The following is a 26926-nucleotide window of genomic DNA, read 5'->3' on the forward strand; positions in this document are numbered from 1 at the left end:
CTTTGCAAAGAAACCACAATCTGATGTCGATTCGACGCGTCTGCCCGCAGGGATCCGTCCGGCGACCGGCGTGTCAGGTGATGGCGCGACCCATGTGAGGATGAAAAAGCGATGATTCAGAACAACAAGATTCTCACCGTCTCCTATGGCACGTTTTCCTGCACGCTCGAAGGGTTCGACGACTCTTTTGACACCATGAAGGCAATCGCGGAATATTTCCGCGACCTGGCATCGGATGACCGCTATTTCGGCGCCGAACCGCCGGTTCCGGATGCCGAGATGCTGACCCGGATCGCACAACGCGAGATTTCCCGCAAGGTCGAAGCGCACCGTCTGGATGGTGGCGGATTTGTCCTGCGCGCGAATGAGGCGCGGGATAGGGAACCGGACAAGGCCGCGGAGCGGGCCGATGGCACGGTTACAGCGGACCCTGTCCCGCAAACGGACCTGTCCCAGGAACCGGCGGCGCCCCCAGCCACGGCAATGAACGCAGAAAGCGTCGCTTTGGCGGCCGACGGGTCCATGACGTGGGACGATCCAGACCCTTCGGATACCGCGCAGAATACGGAGGCGGAAACCCCGGAACAGGCCTGCGAAGACGTGGCGGAAATTGACGTTCCGGAGGAACACCCCTTTGAACTCGCCGCATTCGATTCGAACGACGACGAGGAAACCGAGGCCGTCATCGACGAAACGACACGCGGCCCTTCCTTGGCCGAGGCCATGGCCCGCGAAGACGGTGAAATCCCCGAAGCTGAACCTTATGAGCCGCCCGCCGCCGAAGTCGAGGGCATAGCCGCCAAACTTGCACGCATCCGTGCCGTGGTCTCGCGCAGCGAAATGTCCTTGCCGACAAAGACGACGGTTGCGACCGAAGACAGCGACGATGTCGTTGCAGAGAACGTGAGGCCGATCCCGCAGGATGACGTATTCGCGACCGGGATGACATTGTCCGAACCAGAGTATGCCCCGCCGACCGGGGCGGAGGATGATCAGCTGAACGAGACAACCCAGGAAGCAGGTGTTCTACCGGCGGCGACAGCGGAGCCCGAACCGGAGGACGAACCCGAAGAATCGATGCAGGACATTCTGAACCGTTTGGACAAGGCATTGGCCAACAGATCGGAAGACCTGGAATACGCACAGGACGACTTCGCCTCGGACGTGCCGGATGACATGGACAAGATATCTGAAGAGCGCGATGGCGGCCTGGTATCGGTTGCCTTGTCAGCGGACAGCGAAGAAGCTGAAGCCCTGGAAGAGGACGAACCTTCCCGCAGCGGTTCGGAGTGCGGCTTCGCTGAGAACCCGTTACAGAAAACCGATACTCCGCCGACCACGGAACCGGAGGGACTGCCAGAGGGAACGCAGGAGACCGTTTTCTTCGGACCGCCGGAACCCGAAGAACAAGAAACTGCATCAGAACCCGCTGACAACGACAGTTGTTTCTTGACCAGGGCAACGCAACAAGACGCCAGGACGGAGAACGCTCCGACGCTTGAAGACTCCGGCGAAAATATCGCGCCCCGTGAAGAGTCCGGCCTCAGGCCACATCTTCTCAAGCTCAAGCGTTGCGATTTCGAAGCGGCTCTGGCTGCCGACGACTTCGATGATGCCGACCGGGAACAGAAGGCGGCCGCGGATTCCGACCTGTTGTCTGAATCGGGCGTCCCGGCGCCGGAAGCCACCGATACGGAAAAACCGGAACGTGACGCGGATCGGCCCACGCTGGCTGACGATCGATCCGAATTCGACCTTGATGCAAACCCGGCCAGCGAACCGGATACCGACAACCATGCTCTCCTGAAAGAGGCCGACGATACCGAAGACCCCGATCTGGATCGCCTGCTCGCCGCCGTCGGCAGCAGGCTTGAGGATCCCGAAAACGCCTCGACCCATGAAACCTACAACCACCTGCGCGGCGCTATCGCCGCGACCGAGGCCGAAAACTCCGAAGCCGCCCCGATGACGGAGAAATCGCCCGAAGACGCCTATCGCGACGATCTGGCAAGTGTGGTTCGCCCGCGTCGCCCAACGGCTTCGGGCAAGGGATCGGACCGGTCGCCTTCCGACAACCGACCTGCCCCCCTGCAACTGGTGGCCGATCAGCGCGTGGACATCGACCACGCCGCGGCCCATAGCGGCCCCGTGCGCCCCCGCAGAATTGCAACTGAAATCCAGAAAGTGGCAGAGGACGGGTCAGCCATTGACGGGAACTTCCATGAATTTGCAGCCGAGATGGGCGCGACCGAGCTGCCGGAACTCCTGGAAGCCGCGGCCGCCTACCTTGTCTATGTGGAAGGCCGCGCCCAGTTTTCCCGTCCGCAGGTGATGAACAAGGTGCGTCAGATCAAGAAGACCACCTACAATCGCGAAGACGGGTTGCGCTCGTTCGGACGCCTGGTGCGGGACGGCAAGATAGAAAAGACCGGCGGCGGTCGTTTCACCGCGTCCGGAGACATCGGATTCCGACCGGACGAATATGTGAGCGGCTAGAAGACCGTCAAGAAGGATCAGCCGCGGCCCCCGGTTTCACCGAACGACGGCCGGGCCGGCGAGACGCTCGCCCCGCCGCCGTCGCTCAGTCAGTGGCTGAACTTTCTGATCTCGCCAGATGCGAGGCGTTCACTATAGGAAGCCAGTTCCTTGCGCACGATCTTCATCAGGAAATACAGCGCGAAGATGTTGACGACCGCCATCGCGAAAATCGCCGCGTCCGAGAAGTCGATTACCGGGCCAAGGCTGGCGGCGGCGCCGATCACGACGAATGCGCAGAAGATCAACTTGAACACCAGTTCGGTGGTCTTGCCTTCTCCGAACAGGTAGGTCCAGGCTTTCAGCCCGTAGTACGACCAGGAAATCATCGTTGAGAACGCGAAGAGAATAACCGCGACGGCCAGCACATAGGGAAACCATCCGATGGCGGATCCGAAAGCGGCAGACGTCAAGGCAACCCCGGTGTTTCCATCTACGGTCGCGATGTGACCGCCGTCGAGGAGATATTTGCCCGTCGCCGGATCGCTGACCAACTGCCCCGAAATGGTGATCACCAGCGCCGTCATCGTGCAGATCACGACGGTGTCGATCAGCGGCTCGAGCAGGGAAACGAAACCTTCGGTTATAGGTTCCTTGGTCCGGACCGCAGAATGGGCGATCGCCGCCGAGCCGACTCCGGCTTCGTTGGAAAAGGCAGCGCGCTTGAAGCCCTGAATCAACGCGCCGACCATGCCGCCCGCGACGCCGAGACCGGTGAACGCCCCCGCGAAAATCTGACCGAAAGCCCAGCCGATCTTGTCGTAGTTGACCAGGATGATGACAAGCGCCGCGCCGACATAGAGAATACCCATGAACGGCACGACCTTTTCCGTCACCCGCGCAATGGATTTGACGCCTCCGACGATGACCAGAAAGACAACGGCTGCGAACACGATGCCGGTGATCCAGCCCGGATAGTCTCCGACGATCCCGGAAATCTGCGCATGGGCCTGGTTGGCCTGGAACATGTTGCCCCCGCCGAGCGCACCGAGAATGCAAAAGACCGAGAACAGGACTGCCAGGAACTTGCCGCCGGGCAGTCCAAGTTCAGAGAATCCCTTGGAAATATAATACATCGGTCCGCCCGATACGGTCCCGTCCGGGTATTCGTTTCGATATTTCACCCCGAGCGTGCATTCGGTGAATTTCGAGGCCATGCCCAGAAGCCCCGCGAGGATCATCCAGAAGGTCGCGCCCGGCCCGCCGATCCCGACGGCGACCGCCACGCCGGCGATATTGCCCAATCCGACAGTGCCCGACAGCGCCGTTGCAAGGGCCTGGAAGTGACTGACTTCGCCGGCGTCGTCGGGATCGGAATAGTCGCCCTTCACCAGCGCAATCGAATGTCCGAAGAACCGGAACTGAACGAATCCGAAATAGAGTGTGAAAATAGTGGCCGCGACGACCAGCCACATCACGATCCAGGGAAAGGCCGTTCCCGGAAACGGCGCGAAGATCAGGTTGACGAAGGGTCCGGTCAGGGACGCGAAAGTTTCGTTGACCTTCTGATCGAGCGTCATGGCGTCCTGCGCCACGGCGGAACTGGCCACGACCATGGCCGCTGCGGTCGACAGAAGTCTTGTCTGCATGGTTCTCATGAGATGTTCCTTTTATCCGACAACGGTCACGGGAATGGTGGCTTCCATCACGAGGTTGGCAGTGGAACTGCCGAATATCCGCCGGGACAGGCTGCTTTCGCGGGACCGGGCCACCACGATCTGATCCGCGCCCAGTTCCTGTGAGATCGCGTTGAGCGTATCGGCGACGTTGCCATGGCGCACGACGCCACGCGCGGTCAGTCCGGCCTTGGCAAGCCCTTCCACGGCGGGTTCGACGACGCGTTTCTTTGCGGTCGATATCTCTTCTTCCCGGCGCTTGTGGCGTTCCGCGTTTTCCTCTGGCGTTTGGAACGAATAGGGGGACCACTCTATGATGTAGACCACGACCAGTTCGCAGTCTCCGATCAGCCTGGCCAGGGAACAGGCATAGTCCAGCGCCCTTTCCCCGGAACTGAGCCCGTCCAGCCCGACCACCAGTTTCGTCGTCATTGCGTCATACCTCCTGCCGGCTTGCGGATTCGCCTGCATCACCAGGGCCGGAAAGACCGCCCCGGTATTTGGACCGCGAGCCGCACCCTGACGCGAAAATCGCGCTTGGTTGTTGATGTCTTTCACATGCAACTATAGGGGGGCAGCCGAATCAACGGGGGCAAAAATCGGAAGAACCGTCGGGAAAGCGCCGGAAGAGTGCAAATTTGCGACTCTCACGCAAGCGGCGCAAGGCGATCCCGGCACCGGGCGCTTCCATTTTATTTTTTGTTTTCAACAGCATGATAACGACATACCGGTCCGGGACGCGCGAATCACCTGCGATTCGAAATCGGCGCTGCAAGACTCAAATCGAGCGTTAAAACCGCATCGGAAATGGCGGGCAAGAGCGATCCCATGCAGCGCGCCAGGTCCAGGGATGCATCCGAAGGATACCGTCCGGATCACTTGTCGTCGGCATCCGGGTCCGCCTGCCCGATCCCCCGGAACACGAACCTGAACGGCAGCGCCCAGAGCAGGCCGAGCACGATATAGATCAGGAACTCGACCAGAACCGGCGGCCGTTCGATCCGGTTCATCACCGTCACGGCGACCATGATGTAGAGCGGCAGGCCCACAAGCAGGATCACCAGCGACCAGCGGCGGCGAGCCTTGTAGCTGAGACCGGATTTCCTGGGTTCGCTCATGTCAGTCGGCAAACGGGTCGGTCACAAGGATCGTGTCTTCACGCTCCGGGGAGGTCGACAACAGGGCGACCGGGCATTCGATCAGTTCTTCGACGCGCCGCACGTATTTGATCGCCGCCGCAGGCAGATCGGCCCAGCTGCGCGCGCCTTCGGTGCTTTCGGACCAGCCCGGAAGTTCTTCATAGACCGGGGTGCACCGCGCCTGCTGATCCGCCGCGGTCGGCAGATAGTCCAGCCGCTTGCCATCCAGGTCGTAGGCAACGCAGATTTTCAGCGTCTCGAACCCGTCCAGAACGTCCAGCTTGGTCAGCGAAATGCCGTTGACGCCGCTGGTCGCGCAGGTCTGGCGGACCAGCACCGCGTCGAACCAGCCGCAACGTCTTTTGCGTCCCGTGACCGTGCCGAACTCCCGGCCGCGTTCGCCCAGACGCTGGCCATCGGCGTCGTCAAGCTCTGTCGGGAACGGGCCTTCGCCCACGCGCGTGGTATAGGCCTTGACGATGCCCAGGACGAAATCGATGGATCCCGGCCCGATGCCGGTGCCGGTCGCCGCCTGTCCCGCGATGACGTTCGACGAGGTGACATAGGGATAGGTCCCGAAATCGATGTCCAGCAGGGCACCCTGCGCGCCCTCGAACAGGATGCGTTTGCCGGCCTTGCGATTCTCGTTCAGGATCTTCCAGACCGGGGCCGCATATTCGAGCAGGGCGGGCGCGATCTCCTTCAACTGGGAAATCAGCTCGGCGCGGTCCACCGGGGCGAGCCCCAGCCCCTTGCGCAGCGCATCGTGATGCGCGAGCGCCCGATCCACCCGCAGTTCCAGAGTGGCGTCGTCGGCCAAATCGGCGACGCGGATCGACCTGCGACCGACCTTGTCCTCATAGGCGGGGCCGATGCCGCGTCCGGTCGTGCCGATCTTGGCGACACCGACGGCGGCTTCGCGGGCGCGGTCGAGTTCGCCGTGGATCGGCAGGATCAGCGGGGTGTTTTCTGCAATCATCAGCGTTTCGGGGGTGATGGTCACACCCTGATTGCGGATCGACTCGATTTCCTTGACCAGGTGCCAGGGGTCCAGCACCACCCCGTTGCCGATCACGCTGAGCTTGCCGCCGCGCACGACCCCGGATGGCAGCGCGTTCAGCTTGAAGACCTCGCCATCGATGACCAGCGTATGTCCGGCATTGTGGCCGCCCTGAAACCGGGCGATCACATCGGCCCGTTCGCTGAGCCAATCCACGATCTTGCCTTTTCCTTCGTCGCCCCACTGGGCGCCGACCACGACGACATTGGCCATATCCGGTCCTTCTTTGCAGCATTGAAACCCGCGCCCGTATATCTGTCGGAACGGGGCAGCGAAACCTCAATTTCACATTGGCAGACTTGTTCCTGCGCCGCGCGCAGTTCAGCCATCCAGGCAGACGGGCGCACCGTGGGGGGTCTTCAGGTAGGCGCGCTCCCAGGCATCGCGTGTGCCTGCCACATCCTGCGGATCCGCCGTGCCGTCTTCGGCGAGCAGGGTTTCCAGCGTTTCAAGCCAGGCAAGAAAATAATCGTCACCGCCATCGAGATCGCGGTTCAACCCATGCGCCGCGAGGGTTTTCGAGAACCGGGCGGCCCAGCCGGGCCAGTCAAACCGACCGGATTCGTTCAGATGCACCGTCAGCGCAAACAGCTGCGCGTGCCAGGGTTCGTCGAAGACGGGTTCGGGTGTTCCGTTCATGCCGGCTCCAGGTAGGATTGCCAGAGGTCGAGGATCACCTCGTCGTTCGGATTTTCCGGCTGGGCCCAAAGCTCGCTGGCCGGAAACGCCACCGCATAAAGCGGTTCCGCCGCATCGCCAAGACCGTGGGCGCTGCTGTCGGGCAGCACATGCGTGCCATGCAGCCGCAGAACCGTGCCGAGCGCGCCGGAGGCATAGGCCGGCAGGCGGGTGTGGCCGCCTTCGATCAGGCGGTTGGCGGCCGGCCGCAGGCTGCGCACCTTCTGGCCCGCCGAAAAGGCCGGCGCCGGTCCGCCGGGACGGTCGGCCGGGCTTCCTCTGGCCAGTACGGAAGCAACCCGTTCGGCCTTCAGTGCCCGCTCGGACAGCGGGTGGCGGCTGTCATCCGCCGCGACTCGCAGATCGTCCCGGCTGAGGGTTCCGGTTTCCACCAGCAGATCGGCGAGGGCGGCGATCCATTTTTCGTAGTAGGAAAACCGGGCGTAGTCCTTCGGCGCCAGGTTCTCCCGCGCGCGGCGGGACATGTCGATGTTCCACTGGCCAAGCGCCCCGGCCGCGAGCGTCACTGCCAGCGCGCGCGGGTGCCAGTCCGCCCCGAACTGCGCGATCCCCTGCGGTTCGGGCACGACCGGCCCGTCGCCGAACCGCCCGCCCATGTCGTGCACCCGCGTCATTCCGGGCTTCTCGGCAGGCCGGTGCCGATCATGCTGTCGCGGGTCACGAGCCCGGCCAGCGCAGCGCGGTCCATCCCGTCGCTGCCGGCTGGTCGCATGGGCAGCACGAGATAGCGCACCTCGGCGGTGGAATCCCAGACCCGCACGGCGGTCGTATCCGGCAACGTGACCCCGAAATCGGCCAGCACACGGCGCGGTTCGCGCACGGCGCGGGCGCGATAGGCGTCGGACTTGTACCAGCCCGGCGGAATCCCCAGGAGCGGCCAAGGATAGCAACTGCACAGGGTGCAGACGACCATGTTGTGGGTGTCCGGCGTGTTTTCGACCACTTCGATATGTTCGCCCTGGCGGCCGTAATAACCAAGATCCGCCACGACCGCCGTCGCGTCTTTCAGGAGCGCATCGCGGAAGGCAGGGTCGCTCCAGGCGCGGGCCACGACATCGGCCCCGTTCTGCGGCCCGATCCGGTTCTGATAGGTGTCGAGGATCTCGTCCAGCGCGGCCGGGTCGATCAACCCCTTGCGGGTCAGGATGGTTTCCAATGCCTTGACCCGCAAGGCCGGGTCCGGCGGCAGCAGCGCATGGGGATGGTCGTGGTCGTGATGATCATGTGGCATGGGCAAAGCTTGGACGCAGGCCGGGGGATTCGTCCAGCCCCCAGATCATGCCTTGCCCCTGTCCGCATTCTTGCCTACATACCGCCCGATACCGTCCTTCCCAACGTTCCACGCCGCAGGTCCACATGGAAAATGTCATTCTGATCGTCCACCTACTTCTGGCTCTCGGGCTGATCGGCGCGGTGCTCCTGCAGCGTTCCGAAGGCGGCGGTCTGGGCATGGGCGGCGGCGGTGCGATGACCGGGCGGGCGGCGGCGACGGCGCTTGGCAAAGTGACCTGGCTGCTGGCGATCGCATTCATCTGCACCTCGATCACCCTGACGATCCTGGCGGCCCAGAAAGCGTCCGGCACCTCTGTCATCGACCGGCTGGGCGTTCCGGCCCCGGCGGCGGAAGAAAGCGAACCGGCCCTGCCCACGGGCACCGACCTGCTGCCACCGGCACCGGGCGATGGTTCGCCGCTGGTGCCGCGCGCCGACTGACGACCTGTCTGGTCCACAAGACCTTGACCAATGGAAAAGAACCGCAACAGCATCTTGCGGTTCCCTTGCGCCTCTGACGCGAATCCTGTAAGGGTGAAATCCCGTGATGCTCCGGTTTTTCTGAACCGGTTTCCTGCAACTATTCGACGAGCATTCGACAAGCACGGGGGCAGCCGACACCATGGCACGTTTCATTTTCATCACCGGTGGCGTTGTCTCCTCTCTTGGCAAGGGACTGGCCTCCGCCGCGCTTGGCGCCTTGCTGCAGGCGCGGGGGTTTTCGGTGCGCCTGCGCAAGCTCGACCCCTATCTCAACGTCGATCCCGGCACGATGAGCCCCTTTGAACATGGCGAGGTGTTCGTGACCGACGACGGGGCTGAAACCGATCTGGACCTCGGTCACTACGAACGGTTCACCGGGGTGGCGGCGCGCAGCACCGACAGTGTCAGTTCCGGCCGCATCTATTCAACGGTGCTGGAAAAGGAACGACGGGGCGACTACCTCGGCAAGACGATACAGGTCATTCCGCACGTCACCAACGAGATCAAGGATTTCATCGCCATCGGCGAGGACGAGGTCGATTTCATGCTGTGTGAAATCGGCGGCACCGTCGGCGACATCGAAGGTCTGCCGTTCTTCGAGGCGATCCGCCAGTTCAGCCAGGACAGGCCGCGCGGACAGTGCATTTTCATGCATCTGACGCTCTTGCCCTTCATCAGGGCCAGCGGCGAGCTGAAGACCAAGCCGACCCAGCACAGCGTCAAGGAATTGCGCAGCATCGGCATCGCCCCGGATATCCTTGTCTGCCGGTCAGAAGGACCGATCCCGCAGAAAGAACGCGAAAAGCTGGCCCTGTTCTGCAACGTGCGCCCGGATGCGGTCATCGCCGCGCAGGACCTGCGGTCGATCTACGAAGCCCCCCTGGCCTATCACCGCGAGGGACTGGACCAGGCGGTGCTGGATGCGTTCCAGATCACTCCGGCGCCTAGGCCCAACCTCGACCGGTGGGAAGACGTGGCCGACCGCATCTACAACCCCGAGGGTGAGGTGAAGGTGGCCATCGTCGGCAAATACACCCAGCTCGAGGACGCCTACAAATCCATCGCCGAGGCGCTCACCCATGGCGGCATGGCGAACCGCGTCAAGGTCAGCATCGAATGGGTGGATGCGGAAATCTTCGACCACGAGGACCCTGCCCCCTATCTCGAAGGGTTCCACGCCATTCTGGTTCCGGGCGGTTTCGGCGAGCGCGGCACGGAAGGCAAGATCAAGGCGGCCCAGTTCGCGCGCGAACGCAAGGTGCCCTATCTCGGCATCTGTCTCGGAATGCAGATGGCGGTGATCGAGGCGGCGCGCAACGTCGCGGGGCTGAAGACCGCCGGATCCGAGGAATTCGACCACGAATCCGGCAAGAAGCGGTTTGAACCGGTGGTGTATCACCTCAAGGAATGGGTGCAGGGCAATCACAAGGTGGAACGAAACCTCGGTGACGACAAGGGCGGCACCATGCGCCTGGGCGCCTATGACGCGACGCTGGCACCGGGTTCCCGTGTCGCCGAGGTGTATGGCACCACCCATATCGAAGAACGCCACCGTCACCGCTATGAAGTCGATATCAAGTATCGGGAAAAGCTCGAAGATGTCGGGTTGAAGTTTTCCGGCATGTCGCCGGATGGCCGCCTGCCCGAAATCGTCGAATGGGCTGACCATCCGTGGTTCATCGGGGTGCAGTTCCACCCCGAACTGAAATCCAAACCCTTTGACCCGCACCCGCTGTTTGCGGATTTCGTGCGGGCCGCCAAGGAAACCTCGCGGTTGGTCTGATCAGCCTGCGCGGGGGCCTGCCAACCGGTCGATCAGTTCCTGCTGCTTTCCGGCCCAGGGCGCGGCCTGTTCGATCTGCGCGGACAGGGCCATCAGCCTTTCGTCATGGCCGAAGGGCATCGCCAGATGCACGCCGACCGGCAGGTCGTCCGCCGACCAGTGCAGCGGCAGCGACACCGCGGGCTGGCCGCTGGCATTGAAGATCGCGGTAAAGGGCGAATAGTCGAACACGCCGCCCGGCCCGGTGCGGTAAGCAAGGAAATCCTCGCTGTCCGGCTTCAGCAGCCCGACCGGCGCGGGCGGGCGGGCAAGGGTCGGCGTCACCAGCACGTCGATCCCGTCAAACAGATAGGCCATCCTGCGCCCGAAGGCATGAACGGCATTCACCGCCTGCAAGTAGTCGGACCCTGAAATCTCATCCGCATAGGCGATTGCCCCGCGGGTGACGCCTTCGACCATCGACGGGTCCAGCGGTCTGCCGTTCAGCACCGACCGGACCGAAAGCGCGGTCCCGCAGGCAACGATCCGGGTCCAGGCCAGCATCATCGCCTCGACATCCAGCGTCTCGGGCAAGCGCAGCGGGACGACGTTGTGGCCGAGATCCTCCAGCAGACGCCCGGTCTTTTCGATCGCGGTGACGCATTCGCCGTCCACCGGCGTTCCGGACAGGGTGGTCGCGCACAGCGCAACCCGCAACTGCTGCGGCGGGCGCTGCATGGCCTTCACGAAACCGTCCTGAAGGGGCGGCGGAAAATAGGGTGCGCCGGCATCGGGGCCATCGACCGCATCCAGCAACCGCGCCGTGTCCCGCAGGCTGCGGGTCAGGAACCCGTCGATCGCCATGCCGCCCCAGCCTTCGCCGGAATCCGGACCGGCGGGCAGACGGGCACGGGTGGGCTTGAAACCGACCAGCCCGCAGGACGAGGCCGGAATCCGCACCGATCCGCCGCCGTCGCTGCCATGCGCGGCCGGAACGATCCCGGCCGCCACCACCGCCCCGGCACCACCGGAGGAACCGCCCGACGTATGACCGGTGTTCCAGGGGTTCCGGGTCGGACCGCCGTAGACCTGCGATTCCGTGACCGGGCCGACGCCCAGTTCCGGCGAGGTGGTCCGTCCAAAAGTGACGAGACCCGCCGCGCGCAGCCGTATGAACAATTCGCTGTCATGGTCGCATTCGCTGTCGCGCCAGAGGCGGGAACCGTTGTTCAGGGGAAACCCGACCGCCTCCGCCCCGAGATCCTTGAGCAGGAACGGCACCCCCTTGAACGGCCCCTCCGGCAGCCCCTCGCGGATCGTCCGCCGGGCAAGGTCCTCCTGCATCATCACGACCGCGTTCAGGTCGGGGTTCAGCGCCGCGACCTGCTCCAAAGCGCAATCCAGCAATTCATCGGCGCTCACCTCGCCGTTTTCCACCAGGTCGGCAAGCGCCGTCGCGTCGGATTTCAGATAGATGTCTTTCATGTGGTGCCGTCCCTTCCTGCGCCTCGGCTCTGCACGATACACAGGCCGGCGGGAATGGCCAGTCCGGGCGTATCAGCCCTGCTTGCCGGCGTAGGCGCGATAGGTGAATTCACCGTCCTTGCGCGCGACCCCCGCGTCTTCCAGGACCTTCAGGACGAGACCGTGATCCGGGGATCTGGTGCAGACCGGGTCCGTCACCGACGCATCCCCGGCCAGCATCATCGCCTGGCACCGGCACCCGCCGAAGTCGATGTCGCGGCGTTCGCAACTCTGGCACGGTTCGGGCAACCAGTCGGTGCCGCGATAGGCATTGAACGCGTCGCCCTTGAACCAGATGTCGGCCAGCGGCACGTCGCGCACGGACTGGAAGGTCAGGTGCGGAATGCTTTCGGCAGCGTGGCACGGCAGCACGGTGCCATCGGGCGTCACGTTCAGCCCGGCGCTGCCCCATCCCCCCATGCAGGCCTTGGGGTAGTCCGAATAGTAATCCGGCGGCACGAAATCGAACGCCAGAATGCCGCGCAGACGTTTCGTCGCCGCCGCCACCGTGCGCTTGGTCGCCTCGGTCTGCTCGAAGGTCGGAAGCAGCATGTCGCGGTTCCTGACCGCCCAGCCGTGGAACTGGACGCAGGCGACCTCGAGCCGCCGCGCCCCCAGTTCGACCGCGAGGTCGATGGTCGCGTCCAGGTCGTCCAGATTGTGCCGGTGCATCACCGCGTTCAGCGTGAGCGGAATCCCGCGGGCCTTGATCTCTTGCGCGATCGCCATCTTGCGGGTGAAACCGCCCTTGTAGCCCCCGACCCAGTCCGCCAGACCCGCCGTCGTTCCCTGCATCGACAGCTGGATGTGATCGAGCCCCACGCTTTCCAGCGCATCCAGCCGTTTCGGCGTCAGGCCGATGCCGCTGGTGATCAGGTTGGTGTAAAGCCCCGCGTCGTGCGCCGCCGCCGTCAGATCGACAAGGTCCGGCCGCGACGCGGGTTCGCCGCCGGAAATATGCAGTTGCAGGACCCCCAGGTCCGCCGCCTGGCGGAACACGTCCGCCCAGGTGGCCGTGTCCAGTTCCGCCGCCTTCCCCTGCAACTGGACCGGGTTGGAACAATAGGGACAGGACAGCGGGCACCGGTGGGTCAGTTCGGCCAGCATCGCGATGGGAGGCGGAATGGTCATGGGTTCACCCCCAGATACATCCGCGCGCGCAGCCCGACGAGAAAACGCTGCACGTCGGTTCCGATCTGGTCGCGCGGCGCGTTGTATGTCTGCGCCAGATCGTCGACGATCTCGTCGAAACTGGCCTGCCCGGTCACGCGCGCAAGGATCGCCTCTCCGATGGCATCCAGCCGGATCGCCTTTTCCGGCGCGAGAAGAACCATGCCCCCGCGCACCCGGTCCGGCTGCACCCGCACACCGCGGGGCAGGAAGGGCCGGTCGGTCGGGGCAAGCTCCAGGATCATGCCATGCCGTCCCCTGGCTTCCAGGCGCCAGGCGGTATCCGCCCCGGTTCGACATAGGCCCCCCAGAGCGCGTCCAGCTGCGCCCACAGGACGTTGGTCTTGAAGATCAGCGCCTCGCAGGCCATGTCTTCCTTTTCCGGCGTGTCGGCGTGTTGCAGCACCCATTCCAGACCATAGGCCACATCCTTGGGCGCTTCTTTCAGGCGCTTGCGGAAATAGGACAGGCTTTCCGTATTGGCGAAGTCATAATGTTCCAATAACCCTTCGATCCTGCGTTCGTGGATGCTGGGGGCGAAAAGTTCGGTCAGCGACGACGCCACCGCCTGCAACAGCGGCATGTCGCGCACGTATCGGATATAGGCATCCACCGCGAATTGCGTGGCCGGCAACACGCCCTGCCCCGAGGCGACGTAATCCGGGTCAAGCCCCACGGCCTCGGCCAGTTTCAGCCAGCGCCGGAGGCCGCCACCTTCGGTCACACCGCCGTCATGGTCTTCGATCCGCGACCGCCATTCCCGGCGCATGTCCGGGTCGGAACAGCGGGACAGGAAGGCGGCATCCTTCATCGGGATCGCCGCCTGATAGGCCCAGCGGTTGATGACCCAGGCGCGCACCTGATCCGGCGAACAATCTCCACCATGCAGCTTGTCATGGAACGGGTGCTTGTCGTGGTAGCGTTCCGCACCGATGGCCCGAAGACGCTTTTCCAGGCTTTCGCGGCTCATGTCGCACTCTCCTGCCCGTCGCGGGCGATCCGCCAGCCGGCGGCCAGCACCGCGGCGCGTTCCGGACTGTCCGGAAGCCAGATCGGGTTCGTGTTGTTGATGTGGATATAGGTCTTGCGTGCCGGCAGATGCGCAAGGGCCGCCATCGACCCGTCGGGACCGCTGATCGGCACATGCCCCATGCGGCGGCCCGTCTTGACGCCGGTCCCGGTGCGGATCATCTCGTCATCGTCCCACAGCGTACCGTCGAAGAACAACTGATCCGCGTCCGCGATCTGCGCCAGCAACCGATCCGTGATCGCCGCACATCCGGGAATGTAATAGGCGACGCTGTCGTCATCCCAGAGACGCACCCCGACCGTCTGCTCCCCCACGAGATCGGTCTGCACGGTCTCGCCTTCCATGAACAGCGGCACCTTGCCGGGAACCGCGAACAGGCGGGCCGACAGCCCGTCGTGAAGTTCGAAATCCTGATTCAGCGCAATGGCCCGCCGGTCGACTTTTTCGCGCGACACCGCATCGAAAATGCGGTTGTCGGCCAGGACGGACTGGATTTCGGAGGTGCCGAACAACGTGAACGGAGTCTGTTCCCGCATGCTGAGCAATCCGGCGATGTGATCGATGTCGCCGTTGGTCAGCAGGACCGACCGGACCGGCGTATCCCGAAGATCCCGCGGATGCAGGGCCGGATTGGCCTGCATCTGTGCGCGGATGTCCGGAGAGGCGTTCAGGATGCTCCACGCGCCCTTGCCCGCAGAGACCGCCAACGAGGATTGGCCCGAAGCCGGAATTTCGCCAGCTCGGGCCGCCTCGCAGTTTTTACATCCGCAATTCCATTGCGGCAATCCGCCCCCGGCAGCAGCACCCAAAACAAGAAACTTCATTTCGGGCCTCGCGTGTCAGGAGTCAGGCCGACTCAGAACAGATCCTGTTCGTATTCGCGGCCTTCGTCCTCGGCCGGAGAATACATGTTGATCTCCATTCCGCAGTTCACTTCCTTCAGTTTGGGTGCAGTCCAAGCCATTTTTCACCTCCAGTGGCTGATATTCTTGCCGTTACAATAGGGCTTCGGCGTCCGCGCCGCAAACGATCCTTTGGTCGTAGTAAGCCGTTCGCATGGGACCAAGGTCGCATTTCAGGGACCCGACCGCGCGCCTAGCGTTCGCTCATGCGCGCGCAACTTGCCTTCTTCGTCCTGCTGGCCCTGGCCGTGATCGCCGGACCGCAGGTCTTCGCGGAACCGCTGACGCGAGCCGAACTGGAACGCCACCTGCCGCAACCCTATACCCTGGGCGATCCGCAGAACGACAAGGGCGTCTACAAGCTGATCAACATTGGCGGCATCGACGCCGGATATGCCTTTGAAACCGAACCGCTGGCGCCCCTGCCCGGCTTTTCCGGCGCCCCGATCAACATGCTTGTTCTGCTGGATCCGGACGGCGTTTTCCTGGATGTGCGCCTGATCGAACAGAACGAACCGATCTTTGTGTCGGGACTCGGCGAAGCGGCCCTGCGCCGGTTTCTGGAACAGTACGCGGGGCGCTCCATCACCTCTTCGCTTGTCGTCGGCTCGCCCTATGGCGCTGAATCCGGCGGCTCGTCTCTGGTCTATCTCGACGGAGTGACAAAGGCCACGGCCTCGGTGCGCATCGCGCATGAGTCGATCATGGGAGCGGCGCTGGCAGTGTCCCGCGAAAAGATGCAGGGGCTGTCGCTCGATCCGCCGGCTTATCCCGACCCGGCGCACGAAGAACCGCTGACCTGGGATGATCTGGTCGCGCAGCGGCTGGCCACCCGGCTTGTCGTCACCAATGCCGAGGTGGACGCAGCCTTCGCCGGAACCCTTTGGGAAGACGATGACCCGGAGGCGCGCGCCGATCCGGACGGGGTCTATCTCGACCTCTGGGTCGTCGACATCGGCCCGCCGTCGATCGCCCGCGCGGTGCTGGATGACGACGGTTTCGCCGAATTGCAGAGGTTTCTGCAGATTTCTCCCAATGACGAACCCCTGCTTTTGATCGAATCCGCCCGCCACGGCCTTGTCGGCCCGGAATTCGTCCGCAACACCGCCCCCGACTGGATTTCGGCGGAACAGGGCGGGTTTCCCGTGGCGCTCAGGGACGCCGACCTGATCTTCGACCTCGCGCCGGACGTTCCCGAGGGCATCGCCATGATCCTGCGCACCGACCGCCGCCTCGGGTTCGACCCGATACGGGACTGGATGCTCAGGTTGCAGGCGGTGCGCCGGCATGGGGTGTTCCAGCCGCAAAGCGGCAGCATCGAATTTTCGATCAACCATGCCACCGACGATCGCTTCTTTCTCAGGCCGCAGGCGGCAGCGGCGACACCGCCATGGCTGTCCGCTCTTCGTGACCGGCAGACCGACATGATCCTGCTGGCGGCGCTTCTCGCCGGCCTGGTCGGTGTGCTGTTCTTTCGCATGAACCAGCTCGCGGGCACGCGCCTCTTCACGCCGATCCGGCTGTCAGTGCTCGCGCTGGTGATCGGCTTCGTCGGCTGGTGGGGCCAGGGCCAGCTGTCCATCGTGACAGTGCTGGGCAGCCTGCGCGCCACCGTCGATGGCGGCAGTTTCGCCTTCCTGCTCTACGATCCCTTTTCGCTGCTGATCTGGGCCGTTGCGATCCTGGGTTTCGTGCTCTGGGGGCGCGGGCTGTTCTGCGGCTGGCTCTGCCCGTTCGGCGCCATGCAGGAATTCGCCCACCATGCCGGCCGGATCTTGCGCCTGCCCCGTCTGGAACCGACCGGGCGCTGGGATCTGCGCCTGAAGTCGATCAAGTATGTCCTGCTGGCCGGCATGATCGCCACGGCGGTCCTCGCCCCCGGTCAGGTGGATGCGGTGGCCGAAATCGAACCCTTCAAGACCGCGATCACCACCCTGTTCATCCGGGACTGGTATTATGTGGCCTATGCCGCGTTCTGGCTCGCGGCGGGAATGCTGCATTTCAAGGGCTTCTGCCGTTATGTCTGCCCCCTGGGCGCCGTCATGGCGATCGGCGGCCTGGTGCGGGGGCGCGACTGGATCGCGCGGCGCCCGGACTGCGGAAACCCGTGCCAGCTCTGCCGCGTCAAATGCAACTACGGCGCCATCGGGAAAACCGGAGAGATCCGCTATTCCGAATGTTTCCAGTGCCTGGATTGCGTGACCATCCACAATGACGACAGGCAATGCGTGCCGCTGGTTCTTGCGAAACGTCCGCCGCGACGCGAACCGTTCAAGGCAGCTTCCGCCAAGGATATGGCATCGTGACCGTCCATCGCGACGGCAACCTGGCCTGAAAACAGAAACGGGGGCACGGAACCTCCTCTGCCCCCGAATTCCAATGTCATCGCCGCGGAGTCACCCCACGGCCCTGATGGCGCGTTTTGTCATGACGGAGACGAGGTGTGCGCGGTATTCCTTTGTGCCGTGCAGGTCCGCGATCATGTTTTCGGGGGCGATGGCGAGGCCGGTGAGGGCGTCGGCGCGGAACTCCTTGTTCAGCGCCTCCTCGGCTTCGCTCCAGCGGAACACGCCGTCCTCGGAGGCGCCGGTCACCGCCACACGCACGCCCTCGGCGAAGCGCGCCAAGAACACCCCGACCAGCGCGAACCGCGACGCCGGCTGCTCGAACTTCTGATAGCTCGCCGCCTGCGGCACCGGAAAGCGCACCGCGGTGACGATCTCGCCCTCGTGCAGCGCCGTGGTGAACATGCCCTGGAAATAATCGTCCGCCGCGATCTCGCGGCTGCTGGTCACGATGGTCGCCCCCGAAGCCAGCGCGGCCGAAGGATAGCAGGCCGCCGGATCGTTGTTGGCCAGCGACCCGCCGATGGTGCCGCGGTTGCGCACCGCCGGGTCGCCGATATTGCCCGCCAGCGCCGCCAGCGCCGGATAGGCCCCGGCCGCCTCGCGCGCCACCGTGGCATGGGGCGTGCCGCCGCCGATGGTCACGACGCCATCCACTGCGGAAACCCCCTTCATCTCGGCGATGCCCGCAAGGCTCACCAGCCGCGACGGGCTCGCCAGCCGCTGCTTCAGCGTCGGGATCAGCGTCTGGCCGCCCCCCAGCGCCATCGCCTCCTCGATCTGCAACGCCGCGACCGCCGCCTCGACGCTGCCCGGCTTGTCCACTTCAAAACTGTACATCTCTGTCTCCTCCAAGAGCCCGGGGCCGCCCCCTTCCTCTTGCTGAAAATACTCCGGGGTCCGGGGCAGAGCCCCGGTCCGGACGGTTGAAATCAGCCCTGCAGCGCCGCCCAGACCCGCGCCGGGCTCAGCGGCATGTCGATATGGGTCACGTCCCGGCCCGCCGACTGCAACGCGTCGACCACCGCGTTGACCACCGAGGGCGGCGACCCGATCGCGCCGGCCTCGCCGCAGCCCTTCACCCCGAGCGGGTTGTGGGTGCAGGGCGTGACGCAGGAATGATCCACCGTGTAGAACGGCAGGTCGTCCGCCCGCGGCATCGCGTAATCCATGTAGGACGCGCTCAGCAACTGGCCGTTCTCGTCATAGACGCAGCCTTCCAGCAGCGCCTGCCCGATCCCCTGGGCGAGCCCGCCATGCACCTGGCCCGACACGATCATCGGGTTGACGATATTGCCAAAATCGTCCGCCGCCGTCATCCGCTCGATCGTCACGCGGCCGGTCTCCGGATCCACCTCCACCTCGCAGGCATAGGCGCCCGACGGGTAGGTGAAGTTCGACGGATCGTAGAACGCCGTCTCCTCGAGACCCGGCTCGATATCCTCCAGCGGATAGTTGTGCGGCACATAGGCCGCCAGGGTGACATCGCCCCAGGCCACCGACTTGTCGGTCCCCGCGACGGAAAACTGCCCGTCCTTCAGCTCGATGTCGCTCTCGGACGCCTCCATCAGATGCGCCGCGATCCGCTTCGCCTTGTTGATGATCTTCTCGGTCGCCCGCACCATGGCGCTGCCCCCCACCGCGAGGGAACGCGACCCGTAGGTGCCCATCCCCATCGGCGTGTTCGCCGTGTCGCCATGCACGATCTCGACCATGCTCTCGTCGATCCCGATCATCTCGGCGATGACCTGCGGAAACGCCGTCTCATGCCCCTGCCCGTGGGAATGGCTGCCGGTCATCACGACGAGCCCGCCGGTGGCGTTGACCCGCACCGTGGCGCTCTCGTAAAGCCCGGCGCGCGCGCCAAGCTGCCCCACCAGGTTGGAGGGCGCGATGCCGCAGGCCTCGATATAGCAGTTCACCCCCAGCCCGCGCAGCTTGCCCTTCGCCTCGCTCGCCGCCCGGCGCGCCGCGAAACCCGCAAAATCGCCGATCTCGATCAGCTTGTCCATCGTCGCGTTGTAATCACCAGTGTCGTATTCCACCGCCACCGGGGTGGCATAGGGGAACTCGGTGATGAAGTTCTGCCGCCTGAGCGCGACCGGGTCGACCCCCAGCTCGCGCGCCGCCTTGTCGATCACCCGCTCGAGCTGGAACGTCGCCTCCGGCCGCCCGGCCCCGCGATAGGCATCCACCGGCACCGTGTTGGTGAAGACCGCCTTGACGTTCACATAGATCAGCGGCGTCTTGTAGTTCCCCGCCATCAGCGTGCCGTGCAGCCAGGTCGGAACCGAGGGCGCGAAGGTCGACAGATACGCCCCCATATTGGCATGGGTATCGGTGCGCAGCGCCACGAAATTGTTCTCCGCGTCCAGCGCCAGCTCGATCTTCGTCACGTGATCGCGCCCATGGGCGTCGGACATGAAGGCCTCGCTGCGCGAACTCGTCCACTTGACCGGCCGGTTCACCGCCTTGGCGGCAAAGGTGCAGAAAGCCTCCTCCGCATAGTGGAAGATCTTGGTGCCGAACCCGCCGCCCACGTCCGGCGCCACCACCCGCAGCTTGTGCTCGGGAATGCCCAGCACGAAGGCCCCCATCAACAGCCGGATCACATGCGGGTTCTGGGAGGTGGTATAGAGCGTGTGATCCCCGGTCGCCCGGTTGTAATCCCCGACCGCCACCCGCGGCTCCATCGGGTTGGCCACCATCCGCTGGTTCACCAGCTCCAGCGTGGTCACATGCGCCGCTTCCTTGATCGCCTTGTCCACCGCCTCGCGGTTCTCCTCGACGAACCCCCAGTCATAACAGAGGTTGCCCGCCAGGTCGTCATGCACCTTCGGCGCACCGTCCCGCAGCGCCGCCTTCATGTCGACCACGGCGGGCAGTTCCTCGATGTCGAGCTCGATGGCTTCCGCCGCGTCGCGCGCCTGTTCATAGGTGTCGGCCACCACCGCCGCGATCGGGTCGCCCACATGGCGCACCTTGCCCTGCGCCAGCACCGGGTGCCCCGGCTCGGCCATCGGCTGCCCGTGCCGGTCGGTCACCTGCCAGCCGCAGGGCAGCCCGCCGACGCCCTCGAAATCCGCGCCGGTGAAGATCCGCACGACACCGGGCATCGCCGCCGCCGCCGCCGTGTCCACCCTGTCGATCCGCCCATGCGCCACGTCCGAGCGCAGGAAATGCACATAGGCCTGGCCATTCAGGTTGATGTCGTCGGTATAATTGCCGGTCCCGCTCAGAAACCGCACGTCCTCGCGCCGCTTCGGGCTGGCCCCGATCCCGTGATCCTTCGGCATGTTCTCATTCTCCTTCCCTGGGGCGGCGGGGGGAACCCCGCCCTGCCGCTCTGAAAATCCGGGCCGCGCCCCGCCCCCTTCATCTTTGGAAAAATACTCCGGGGGGCTGCGGGGGGCTGGCCCCCCGCTGTTATTCCGCCGCGATGGCGGCCACGTCCTGACCCGACGCCGCCAGGATCGCCTTGACGATGTTGTGATAGCCGGTGCACCGGCAGAGATTGCCCTCCAGATACTCCCGGATCTCCGCCTCGCCCGGCGTCGGGTTCTCCTTCAGAAGCGCCGCCGCCGACATCACCATCCCCGGCGTGCAGAAACCGCACTGAAGCCCGTGATGATCCTGGAACGCCTGCTGGATCGCGTTCAGGGTCCCGTCCGGCGCCGCCTGCCCCTCGATCGTGTCCACCGAACGCCCGTCCGCCTCAACCGCGAACATCGTGCAGGACTTCACCGCCTGACCGTCCACATGAACCACGCAGGCCCCGCACTGGCTCGTGTCGCATCCCACATGCGTCCCCGTCAAACCCAGCCCGTCCCGCAAAAAACCCGACAACAACGTCCGACCCTCAACAACACCAACACGCTCAACTCCATTCACCACAATCCGAACTTCAGACATAATAATCTCCCGGCATGTTCAAACTCTTGCGGTGAGTTAAACACGGCCCCGTCGGGTTGAGAACAGGAAAATTATAGGACTTTAGCATGATCCCGGAACGCCCGGAGAGCCCGGCGACAGGACATGGAGACAGAGGCTCTGCGCCGGACGTCCCGGGTTTTCCGGCTTCAGAAACTGAAGACGAGATTTGCGCCGATTGCGTAGTTCAGGTCGCCTTCCACGAAGTCGGCTTCAATTCCGGGCCTGACATCAAAAGCATCGAATTCAAAGGCATAGCCCGCGCCCAGACGAATCAGGGCTGCGGTATCGCCATCGACGACTTCCGCGCCGGGCATCGCGAGAAATTCCCAACCCTTGCCAACGAGAACAGTCACCGGAACACCGACAACCCACCCATCCGGCACGTCTTCGACCGGCTCTGCATGCGCCCCGACGCCCAGGTTTTCATTGACCCAGTAGCGGAATTCCCGGCTGTCGTCCCGCGCCATGGCGTTCAGCCCCAAGGCTTGGCCCGCGGATCGGTCCTCTGCTGCGAGTTCCTGCGCGAAGCCCCCCGCAACCAGGGCGCAAACGCAGATCAGGCCGGGATTTCGCATGTGATCCCCCTGGCGGGTTGAACTTGGTCGACCGGAATCCAACCCCGGACGAAACTTCAAGTCACGCAAAACAATAACCCGAAGCGCAATTCCCTGACGAAACTGTGCATTCCTGCAACGATTCCAGCGCGAGACCACCGTTCATGCCGGTTTGCGGCCTGCGCGGGGCTGTGGGCGGGTCGGGATTTCCTTCAGCAAACCGCCGACTCCCATCGCCGAAATATCGGCGGCCGTCACCGGAACACCGCAGGCAATGCGGCTGAGAACCCAATCCGCGCCGTTGAGCGCCGGGGACCGCGCGCAGCCGGGCAGACCGATGACCGGACGTCCCCCCATGCGGCCGAGGAACAGGAGATTGCCCGGATCGACGGGCATTCCGAACCGCTCCACCACCCCGCCCGCCCGGCGCAATGCGGCGGGCGCGACATCGTCCACGTCCGAAGTCGCCGAGCCGGTGAGGATCATCACCAGATCGCCGCGGATCCCGGCCAGGGCGCGGGCCAGATTGTCGATGTCGTGGTCCACCGTCACGATATCCGACAAGTCCATGCCAAGCGCCGCGACCCGCCCTTCCATGGCGCGGATGCCCTTGTCATTGCCCGGTCCTCCGTCGATGTCGGTGACGACGAGCCCCGCCGTTTCATAGACCGGGGGGGCGATGCGCAGCGCATTGGGCGCGCAGGCCGCGGCGCGGTCCACATCCGTTCCCGGCACGCCGTAGGAAATGATCTTGATCGTCGCAACCATGCCGCCTTTCTGCATCTGCTGGAACGGCGGCACCGTGGCGATGGTGATCATCGGATGCACGCGGTTGAAACGCTCCAAAGCATCGACGTTCAGCACCGCGACACCCGGCGTATCGGCAATGAGATTGACCCGGCCGGTGAAAGGCGCCGTCACCGTCAGCCCCGCCGACGCCGGATCGGGCACCAGAACGGCGGCGAGTTTCGACGCGGCCGTGTTTTCATCGAGATCGCCCTGGGACAGCCGGGCGGCGATGACTTGCGTCAGCCCGGCGTCCCGCAGGGCGGCGACATGGTCCGCCGTCAAGACGACCCCCTTGCGCAACCGCGCGCCGGGCAGCTTCACGGAATGGGCCAGAACCGCGCCCTGGGCCTCCGATACGGCGACCGGGCCGAACTTCATGAAACCCGTCCGCGCAGCACGCCCGTCATCTGCGCCAGGATCGACACCGCGATCTCCGCCGGCCCCGCAGCCCCGATGTCCAGGCCGACGGGTCCGTGAATGCGTGCGATCTGCGCCTCGGTGAAGCCTGCGGCCGTCATCCGGTCCACCCGTTTGGCGTGGGTCCGTGTGCTTCCCAGGGCCCCGATGTAGAAAACCTCGGCCGCCAAGGCGGCTTGGAGCGCGGGATCGTCAAGCTTCGGGTCATGGGTCAGCAGAACCAGCGCCGTGCGCGTATCCAGCCCGAGTTGCGCCACCGCCTCGTCGGGCCAGTCCCTCAGGATGGTTTCGCCGGGGAACCGATCGCTCGCGGCAAAAGCGTCGCGCGGATCTATCAGCACCGCGTCATAGCCTGCGATCCGGGCCATCGGCACCAGCGCCTGGGCGATATGGACCGCACCGACGACGATCAGGCGCAGGGGCGGATTGTGCACCGCGACGAAGGTGACGCCATCCTCTTCGAAGCCGGACCGGTCCATCCGCATCCGGTCGGGGTATCCGCCCCTGACCAGCCGACGGTCTCCGGTGCGGGTGTTCACCTCGTAGGCCAGCGCCGTGCGCATCGCACGCGCCTGCACCAGGTCTTCCAGCATGTCGACCGGCAAGGCCGGGCCGACAGGCTCCACGAAAATCCGGATGGTACCGCCGCAGGCCAGCCCGACGGCAAAGGCATCGTCATCGCTGACGCCGAATTCCAGCATCCTGTGGCGTCCGTCGTCGATGGCTTCGAGCGCCTCGACGATCACCGCGCCTTCGACGCAACCGCCGGACACGGATCCTTCGATCCGCCCGTCGCCCCCGACCGCCAGTTGCGCGCCGACCCTGCGCGGGGCGCTGCCCCAGGTCTGCACGACCGTGGCGAGGGCGGCGCCGACACCGTCGCGATGCCATTGCAGCGCGGTTTCGGGGCTGCTGTCAAATCGATCCATGTCCATCCTCCCGGCACGGCAGTATCAAGCCAGGTGCAAATCCTGTCTGCCCCCCAAAAGGTATAAGAGCGGTCAGGTGGGAACACAAACACCTGACCGCCCAGGCCGCCCGATTTCCCGGACGGCCACAAGGGGATCGCATTTGGCTACGCCGTCATTCCGCCGGATGGCGATGTCCGGACGGGCGGCTGACAAGCCGTTCGGGCAAGGTGAAGGCGACGGCGATGAACGCGGCGCCAAGAAGTAGTCCGAGACTATCCCCCGGCAGCGCCGTCACCGCGTCAATACCCGATCCGGGAACCGCGCCAAGCGTGACCTTGCCGCCGAGAACCGGTTCCAGAACGCCGCTGGATTTCCACATCGGGTAGGTGACCATGTAGGCCGCGGCTCCAAGCAATCCCCCGGCAATGAAGAACAGCGCATCCTTCCGGCCCGAAGCCGCCGCGACGACGCCGGTGCCGGGGCAGTATCCGGCGGCGGCCCAACCGGCTCCCAGCATCAAGCCGCCGATGAAGACACCCGCATAGGCCGACTTGACGGACATATGGCCCACATCGACGACGCCCAGCATCTGACCACCGAACATCAGGACGGATCCGACCCCGATCGCCAGCAGGATGGTCTTGGCCAGATTGAGATTGGTCAGGTTCAGCATTTTTCCGATCAGCGAGGGATTGCTGGCCCCGACCCGGTCGAGAACCGCACCGAAGGCGGCACCGATCACGAGAGCGAGAAGAAGAGACGTCATGCGATGGCCTCCTTTTTATACATCAGAAGCGCGACGGGAATGGCCGCGCCAAAGGCGCCGGCGGCGAAGATGTAACCCGACACCGCCGTCTGCATCATCCCCGACATCATATGTCCCGACGTGCAGCCTCCCGCCAGACGCGCGCCATAGAGCACCACGAACCCTCCGAGAAAGGCGACGACGTAGCGTTTTACCGCGCTGTCGCCGAAGTTCCCCCGCCACAGGGCCGGACTGCTGCGTTCGGCCCTGGACAGGCCGCCCCTTGCGAGGCTCGACAGAAGCCCGCCGACAGCCATCGCCAGAACGAAAACGAAACCGTAGTTCAACGGATTGGCGACGGATTTCGCATATTTGTCGAGATACGCATTGGTCGAGGCGAAACCGTCCGCTGTCTGCGTCACCAGGTCCGGATTGACCGCATTCGCGATGATGCCGTCCAGAATGACGAATTGCGTGGATACTCCGATGGGTTTGACCAAGAGCACGGCGGCGAAGAACACCAAGCCGAGCAGCAGGCCACCGATTTTCCAGTTCAGAGCCATTGTCTGTCCTTTCCAATAATATTCTGCTTTCAGAATACGTAAATCGGTTCGCGATGTCTTGATCTGGATCAATTCGCCCATTGACCGAAACGCGGCACCGATCTGGCGCGACGGACCGTCATGCCGGACCGGGCAGGCGGTTGCGCTATCCGCCTCGCTGCAACTGCGCCATCAGACGCGCCTTTTCCCCGACATCGTCGGGGCGCGAGATGACATACGCGAGGTCCTGAAGCGACGCAACCGAATGCCCGGCGCGAAAGCTGTCCACATGCGGCAGCATCGCGGCGATCCCCCGTGCCTTGGGCGCGAAACCGTCCCAGCGCAACAGGGGGTTCAACCAGATCAGGCGCCGCGCCGACAAATGCAGGCGTTCGATCTGTCGCGCCAATGCATCCGGATCGTCCCGGTCCAGGCCGTCCGTGATCAGCAGGACGACCGCCCCCTGCCCCATGACCCGGCGCGACCAGTCCCGGTTGAACGCCTCGAGGCACTGGCCGATCCGGGTGCCGCCTTCCCAATCCTGCGCCTCCGCCCCGGCGGCGGCCAGCGCCGCGTCCACGTCGCGCTGATTGAGATGCCGGGTAATATTGGTGAGCCGGGTGCCGAAGGTGAAGGCATGCACTTTCGCCCATCCCGCCCCCTTCGCATTGCTGACCGCATGCAGGAAATGCAGGATGATCCGGCTGTATTGGCTCATCGAGCCCGAGATATCGCAGAGAACGACGAGGTTGGGCCAGCGCGGCCTGGGTTTGCGGCGGACGATGTCGTGCAGTTCGCCGCCCTGCCGCATGCTGGCGCGCAGCGTCCTGCGCCAATCGACCCGCTGCCCTTGCGGGCTGACCATGCCGCGCCGCGACGGGATCGGCTGCACCGGCAGGCTCAACCGGGCCAGCATGCGCTTGGCCTGTGCGACTTCCTCGGTGCTCATCTGTTCGAAATCGAGACGGCGCAGGCGTTCCTCGGACGACATGGTCATCGAGGCATCGACCTCGATCAGCGTCTCCTCCTCCGGGCCATCGCTGTCGCCTTCCGGCAGCTCCGGCGTGATCCCGTCAAGCAGCGCCTCGGCGGCGCGCTTTTCTGCGGCCTGCGCGCTGCGGTCCTCCTGCACCCCGCGAATGGCGGGAAGCATCATCGACATCATGTGCTCCATGAATCGCGGATCGCGCCAGTAGAGCCGGAAGATCTGCGCGAACACCGTGCGCTGCTCGGGCTTGTTCACGAAACAGGCATGCAGCGTCCAGTAGAAATCGCGCTTGTCGGTGAACCCCGCCGCCTCCACTGCCCTTATCGCGTCGATCACCCGGCCGCTGCCGATCGGAAGCCCGGCCTTGCGCAGGGCGCGGGCGAAATGGGTGATGTTGTGGACCAGCTTGGGGTCGTCGGGAATATCCAGCGGCGCGTATTCGGGCATTCAGTCGTCATGGGGGCGCTGCCCCCATACCCCCGGAGTATTTTTGCAAAGATGAAGCATCAA

At 64.5% G+C, this 26926-nt stretch carries 26 protein-coding genes; 4 read left to right on the forward strand and 22 right to left on the reverse strand.

The features are described 5' to 3' along the window. Window positions 1-111 precede the first annotated feature (111 nt). Window positions 112-2496: a prolipoprotein diacylglyceryl transferase gene (locus QO034_RS02030; RefSeq protein ID WP_284483835.1), complete on the forward strand. Its 2385-nt coding sequence runs from the start codon at window positions 112-114 to the stop codon at window positions 2494-2496. A gap of 89 nt (window positions 2497-2585) precedes the next feature. On the opposite strand, the gene QO034_RS02035 is transcribed toward QO034_RS02030, so the two are convergent. The 7 genes from QO034_RS02035 to nthA form a co-directional block, all read right to left on the reverse strand. Beyond that, complete coding sequence (locus tag QO034_RS02035) at window positions 2586-4124, reverse strand: alanine/glycine:cation symporter family protein (protein ID WP_407696712.1); 1539 nt, start codon at window positions 4122-4124, stop codon at window positions 2586-2588. A gap of 21 nt (window positions 4125-4145) precedes the next feature. Continuing rightward, entirely contained in the window at window positions 4146-4583 is a 438-nt protein-coding gene (locus QO034_RS02040) for a universal stress protein (protein ID WP_284483837.1), read from the reverse strand. Window positions 4584-5026: 443 nt separating this feature from the next. Beyond that, window positions 5027-5269: a DUF2842 domain-containing protein gene (locus tag QO034_RS02045; protein WP_284483838.1), complete on the reverse strand. Its 243-nt coding sequence runs from the start codon at window positions 5267-5269 to the stop codon at window positions 5027-5029. A 1-nt stretch (window position 5270) separates the two neighbouring features. Then, a complete protein-coding gene (locus QO034_RS02050; protein WP_284483839.1) occupies window positions 5271-6563 on the reverse strand; it encodes an adenylosuccinate synthase in 1293 nt (430 codons plus the stop codon). Between the two features lie 108 nt (window positions 6564-6671). Next, window positions 6672-6989 carry a nitrile hydratase accessory protein gene (locus QO034_RS02055; RefSeq protein WP_284483840.1) on the reverse strand — a complete coding sequence of 106 codons (318 nt, stop codon included), beginning with the start codon at window positions 6987-6989 and terminating at the stop codon, window positions 6672-6674. Further along, window positions 6986-7663, reverse strand: a complete 678-nt coding sequence (gene nthB, locus QO034_RS02060; RefSeq protein ID WP_284483841.1) for a nitrile hydratase subunit beta — start codon at window positions 7661-7663, stop codon at window positions 6986-6988. The genes QO034_RS02055 and nthB overlap by 4 nt, the downstream gene beginning before the upstream one ends. Next, window positions 7660-8280, reverse strand: a complete 621-nt coding sequence (gene nthA / locus QO034_RS02065) for a nitrile hydratase subunit alpha (RefSeq protein WP_284483842.1) — start codon at window positions 8278-8280, stop codon at window positions 7660-7662. Before nthA ends, nthB begins: the two co-directional genes overlap by 4 nt. 125 nt (window positions 8281-8405) lie before the next feature. Between nthA and secG the strand changes: the two genes are divergently transcribed. Beyond that, complete coding sequence (gene secG / locus QO034_RS02070) at window positions 8406-8762, forward strand: preprotein translocase subunit SecG (protein WP_284483843.1); 357 nt, start codon at window positions 8406-8408, stop codon at window positions 8760-8762. A 181-nt stretch (window positions 8763-8943) separates the two neighbouring features. After that, complete coding sequence (locus tag QO034_RS02075) at window positions 8944-10587, forward strand: CTP synthase (protein WP_284483844.1); 1644 nt, start codon at window positions 8944-8946, stop codon at window positions 10585-10587. Here the strand turns inward: QO034_RS02075 and QO034_RS02080 are convergent, their stop codons facing one another. The 6 genes from QO034_RS02080 to pqqA all read right to left on the reverse strand — a co-directional run bounded on the left by QO034_RS02080 (window position 10588) and on the right by pqqA (window position 15254). Beyond that, window positions 10588-12051 (reverse strand): amidase, encoded by a 1464-nt coding sequence (locus QO034_RS02080; RefSeq protein WP_284483845.1) that lies wholly within the window; start codon window positions 12049-12051, stop codon window positions 10588-10590. Between the two features lie 72 nt (window positions 12052-12123). Then, window positions 12124-13221 (reverse strand): pyrroloquinoline quinone biosynthesis protein PqqE, encoded by a 1098-nt coding sequence (gene pqqE, locus QO034_RS02085; protein WP_284483846.1) that lies wholly within the window; start codon window positions 13219-13221, stop codon window positions 12124-12126. Then, on the reverse strand, window positions 13218-13505 hold the full coding sequence (pqqD, locus tag QO034_RS02090; RefSeq protein ID WP_284483847.1) for a pyrroloquinoline quinone biosynthesis peptide chaperone PqqD: 288 nt from the start codon (window positions 13503-13505) through the stop codon (window positions 13218-13220). Before pqqD ends, pqqE begins: the two co-directional genes overlap by 4 nt. Continuing rightward, window positions 13502-14230: a pyrroloquinoline-quinone synthase PqqC gene (gene pqqC, locus QO034_RS02095; protein ID WP_284483848.1), complete on the reverse strand. Its 729-nt coding sequence runs from the start codon at window positions 14228-14230 to the stop codon at window positions 13502-13504. Before pqqC ends, pqqD begins: the two co-directional genes overlap by 4 nt. Next, a complete protein-coding gene (pqqB, locus tag QO034_RS02100) occupies window positions 14227-15114 on the reverse strand; it encodes a pyrroloquinoline quinone biosynthesis protein PqqB (protein ID WP_284483849.1) in 888 nt (295 codons plus the stop codon). The genes pqqC and pqqB overlap by 4 nt, the downstream gene beginning before the upstream one ends. Before the next feature lie 32 nt (window positions 15115-15146). Then, complete coding sequence (gene pqqA, locus QO034_RS02105; RefSeq protein ID WP_284483850.1) at window positions 15147-15254, reverse strand: pyrroloquinoline quinone precursor peptide PqqA; 108 nt, start codon at window positions 15252-15254, stop codon at window positions 15147-15149. Window positions 15255-15398: 144 nt separating this feature from the next. On the opposite strand from pqqA, the gene QO034_RS02110 reads away from it, so the two are divergent. Further along, window positions 15399-17498, forward strand: a complete 2100-nt coding sequence (locus QO034_RS02110) for a 4Fe-4S binding protein (protein ID WP_284483851.1) — start codon at window positions 15399-15401, stop codon at window positions 17496-17498. 90 nt (window positions 17499-17588) lie between these two features. Here QO034_RS02110 and QO034_RS02115 read toward each other — a convergent pair whose 3' ends face one another. The 9 genes from QO034_RS02115 to QO034_RS02155 form a co-directional block, all read right to left on the reverse strand. Beyond that, on the reverse strand, window positions 17589-18377 hold the full coding sequence (locus QO034_RS02115) for an FAD binding domain-containing protein (RefSeq protein ID WP_284483852.1): 789 nt from the start codon (window positions 18375-18377) through the stop codon (window positions 17589-17591). 92 nt (window positions 18378-18469) lie between these two features. Continuing rightward, window positions 18470-20833: a xanthine dehydrogenase family protein molybdopterin-binding subunit gene (locus tag QO034_RS02120; protein ID WP_284483853.1), complete on the reverse strand. Its 2364-nt coding sequence runs from the start codon at window positions 20831-20833 to the stop codon at window positions 18470-18472. Window positions 20834-20963: 130 nt separating this feature from the next. Beyond that, window positions 20964-21449, reverse strand: coding sequence for a (2Fe-2S)-binding protein (locus QO034_RS02125; protein WP_284483854.1), 486 nt, complete (start codon window positions 21447-21449; stop codon window positions 20964-20966). A gap of 167 nt (window positions 21450-21616) precedes the next feature. Continuing rightward, on the reverse strand, window positions 21617-22045 hold the full coding sequence (locus QO034_RS02130; protein WP_284483855.1) for a hypothetical protein: 429 nt from the start codon (window positions 22043-22045) through the stop codon (window positions 21617-21619). 141 nt (window positions 22046-22186) lie between these two features. After that, window positions 22187-23191 (reverse strand): molybdopterin-binding protein, encoded by a 1005-nt coding sequence (locus QO034_RS02135; RefSeq protein WP_284483856.1) that lies wholly within the window; start codon window positions 23189-23191, stop codon window positions 22187-22189. Next, window positions 23188-24159: an XdhC family protein gene (locus tag QO034_RS02140; protein ID WP_284483857.1), complete on the reverse strand. Its 972-nt coding sequence runs from the start codon at window positions 24157-24159 to the stop codon at window positions 23188-23190. Before QO034_RS02140 ends, QO034_RS02135 begins: the two co-directional genes overlap by 4 nt. Window positions 24160-24313: 154 nt before the next feature. Further along, window positions 24314-24907, reverse strand: a complete 594-nt coding sequence (locus tag QO034_RS02145; protein WP_284483858.1) for a YeeE/YedE thiosulfate transporter family protein — start codon at window positions 24905-24907, stop codon at window positions 24314-24316. After that, the gene (locus QO034_RS02150; protein ID WP_284483859.1) at window positions 24904-25449 is read right to left on the reverse strand and encodes a YeeE/YedE thiosulfate transporter family protein; all 546 of its coding nucleotides are present in this window, start codon (window positions 25447-25449) and stop codon (window positions 24904-24906) included. Before QO034_RS02150 ends, QO034_RS02145 begins: the two co-directional genes overlap by 4 nt. Before the next feature lie 145 nt (window positions 25450-25594). After that, a complete protein-coding gene (locus QO034_RS02155) occupies window positions 25595-26863 on the reverse strand; it encodes a vWA domain-containing protein (RefSeq protein WP_284483860.1) in 1269 nt (422 codons plus the stop codon). Window positions 26864-26926 lie beyond the last annotated feature (63 nt).

It is taken from the genome of Sedimentitalea xiamensis, from assembly GCF_030164465.1.
Classification (GTDB): domain Bacteria; phylum Pseudomonadota; class Alphaproteobacteria; order Rhodobacterales; family Rhodobacteraceae; genus Sedimentitalea; species Sedimentitalea xiamensis.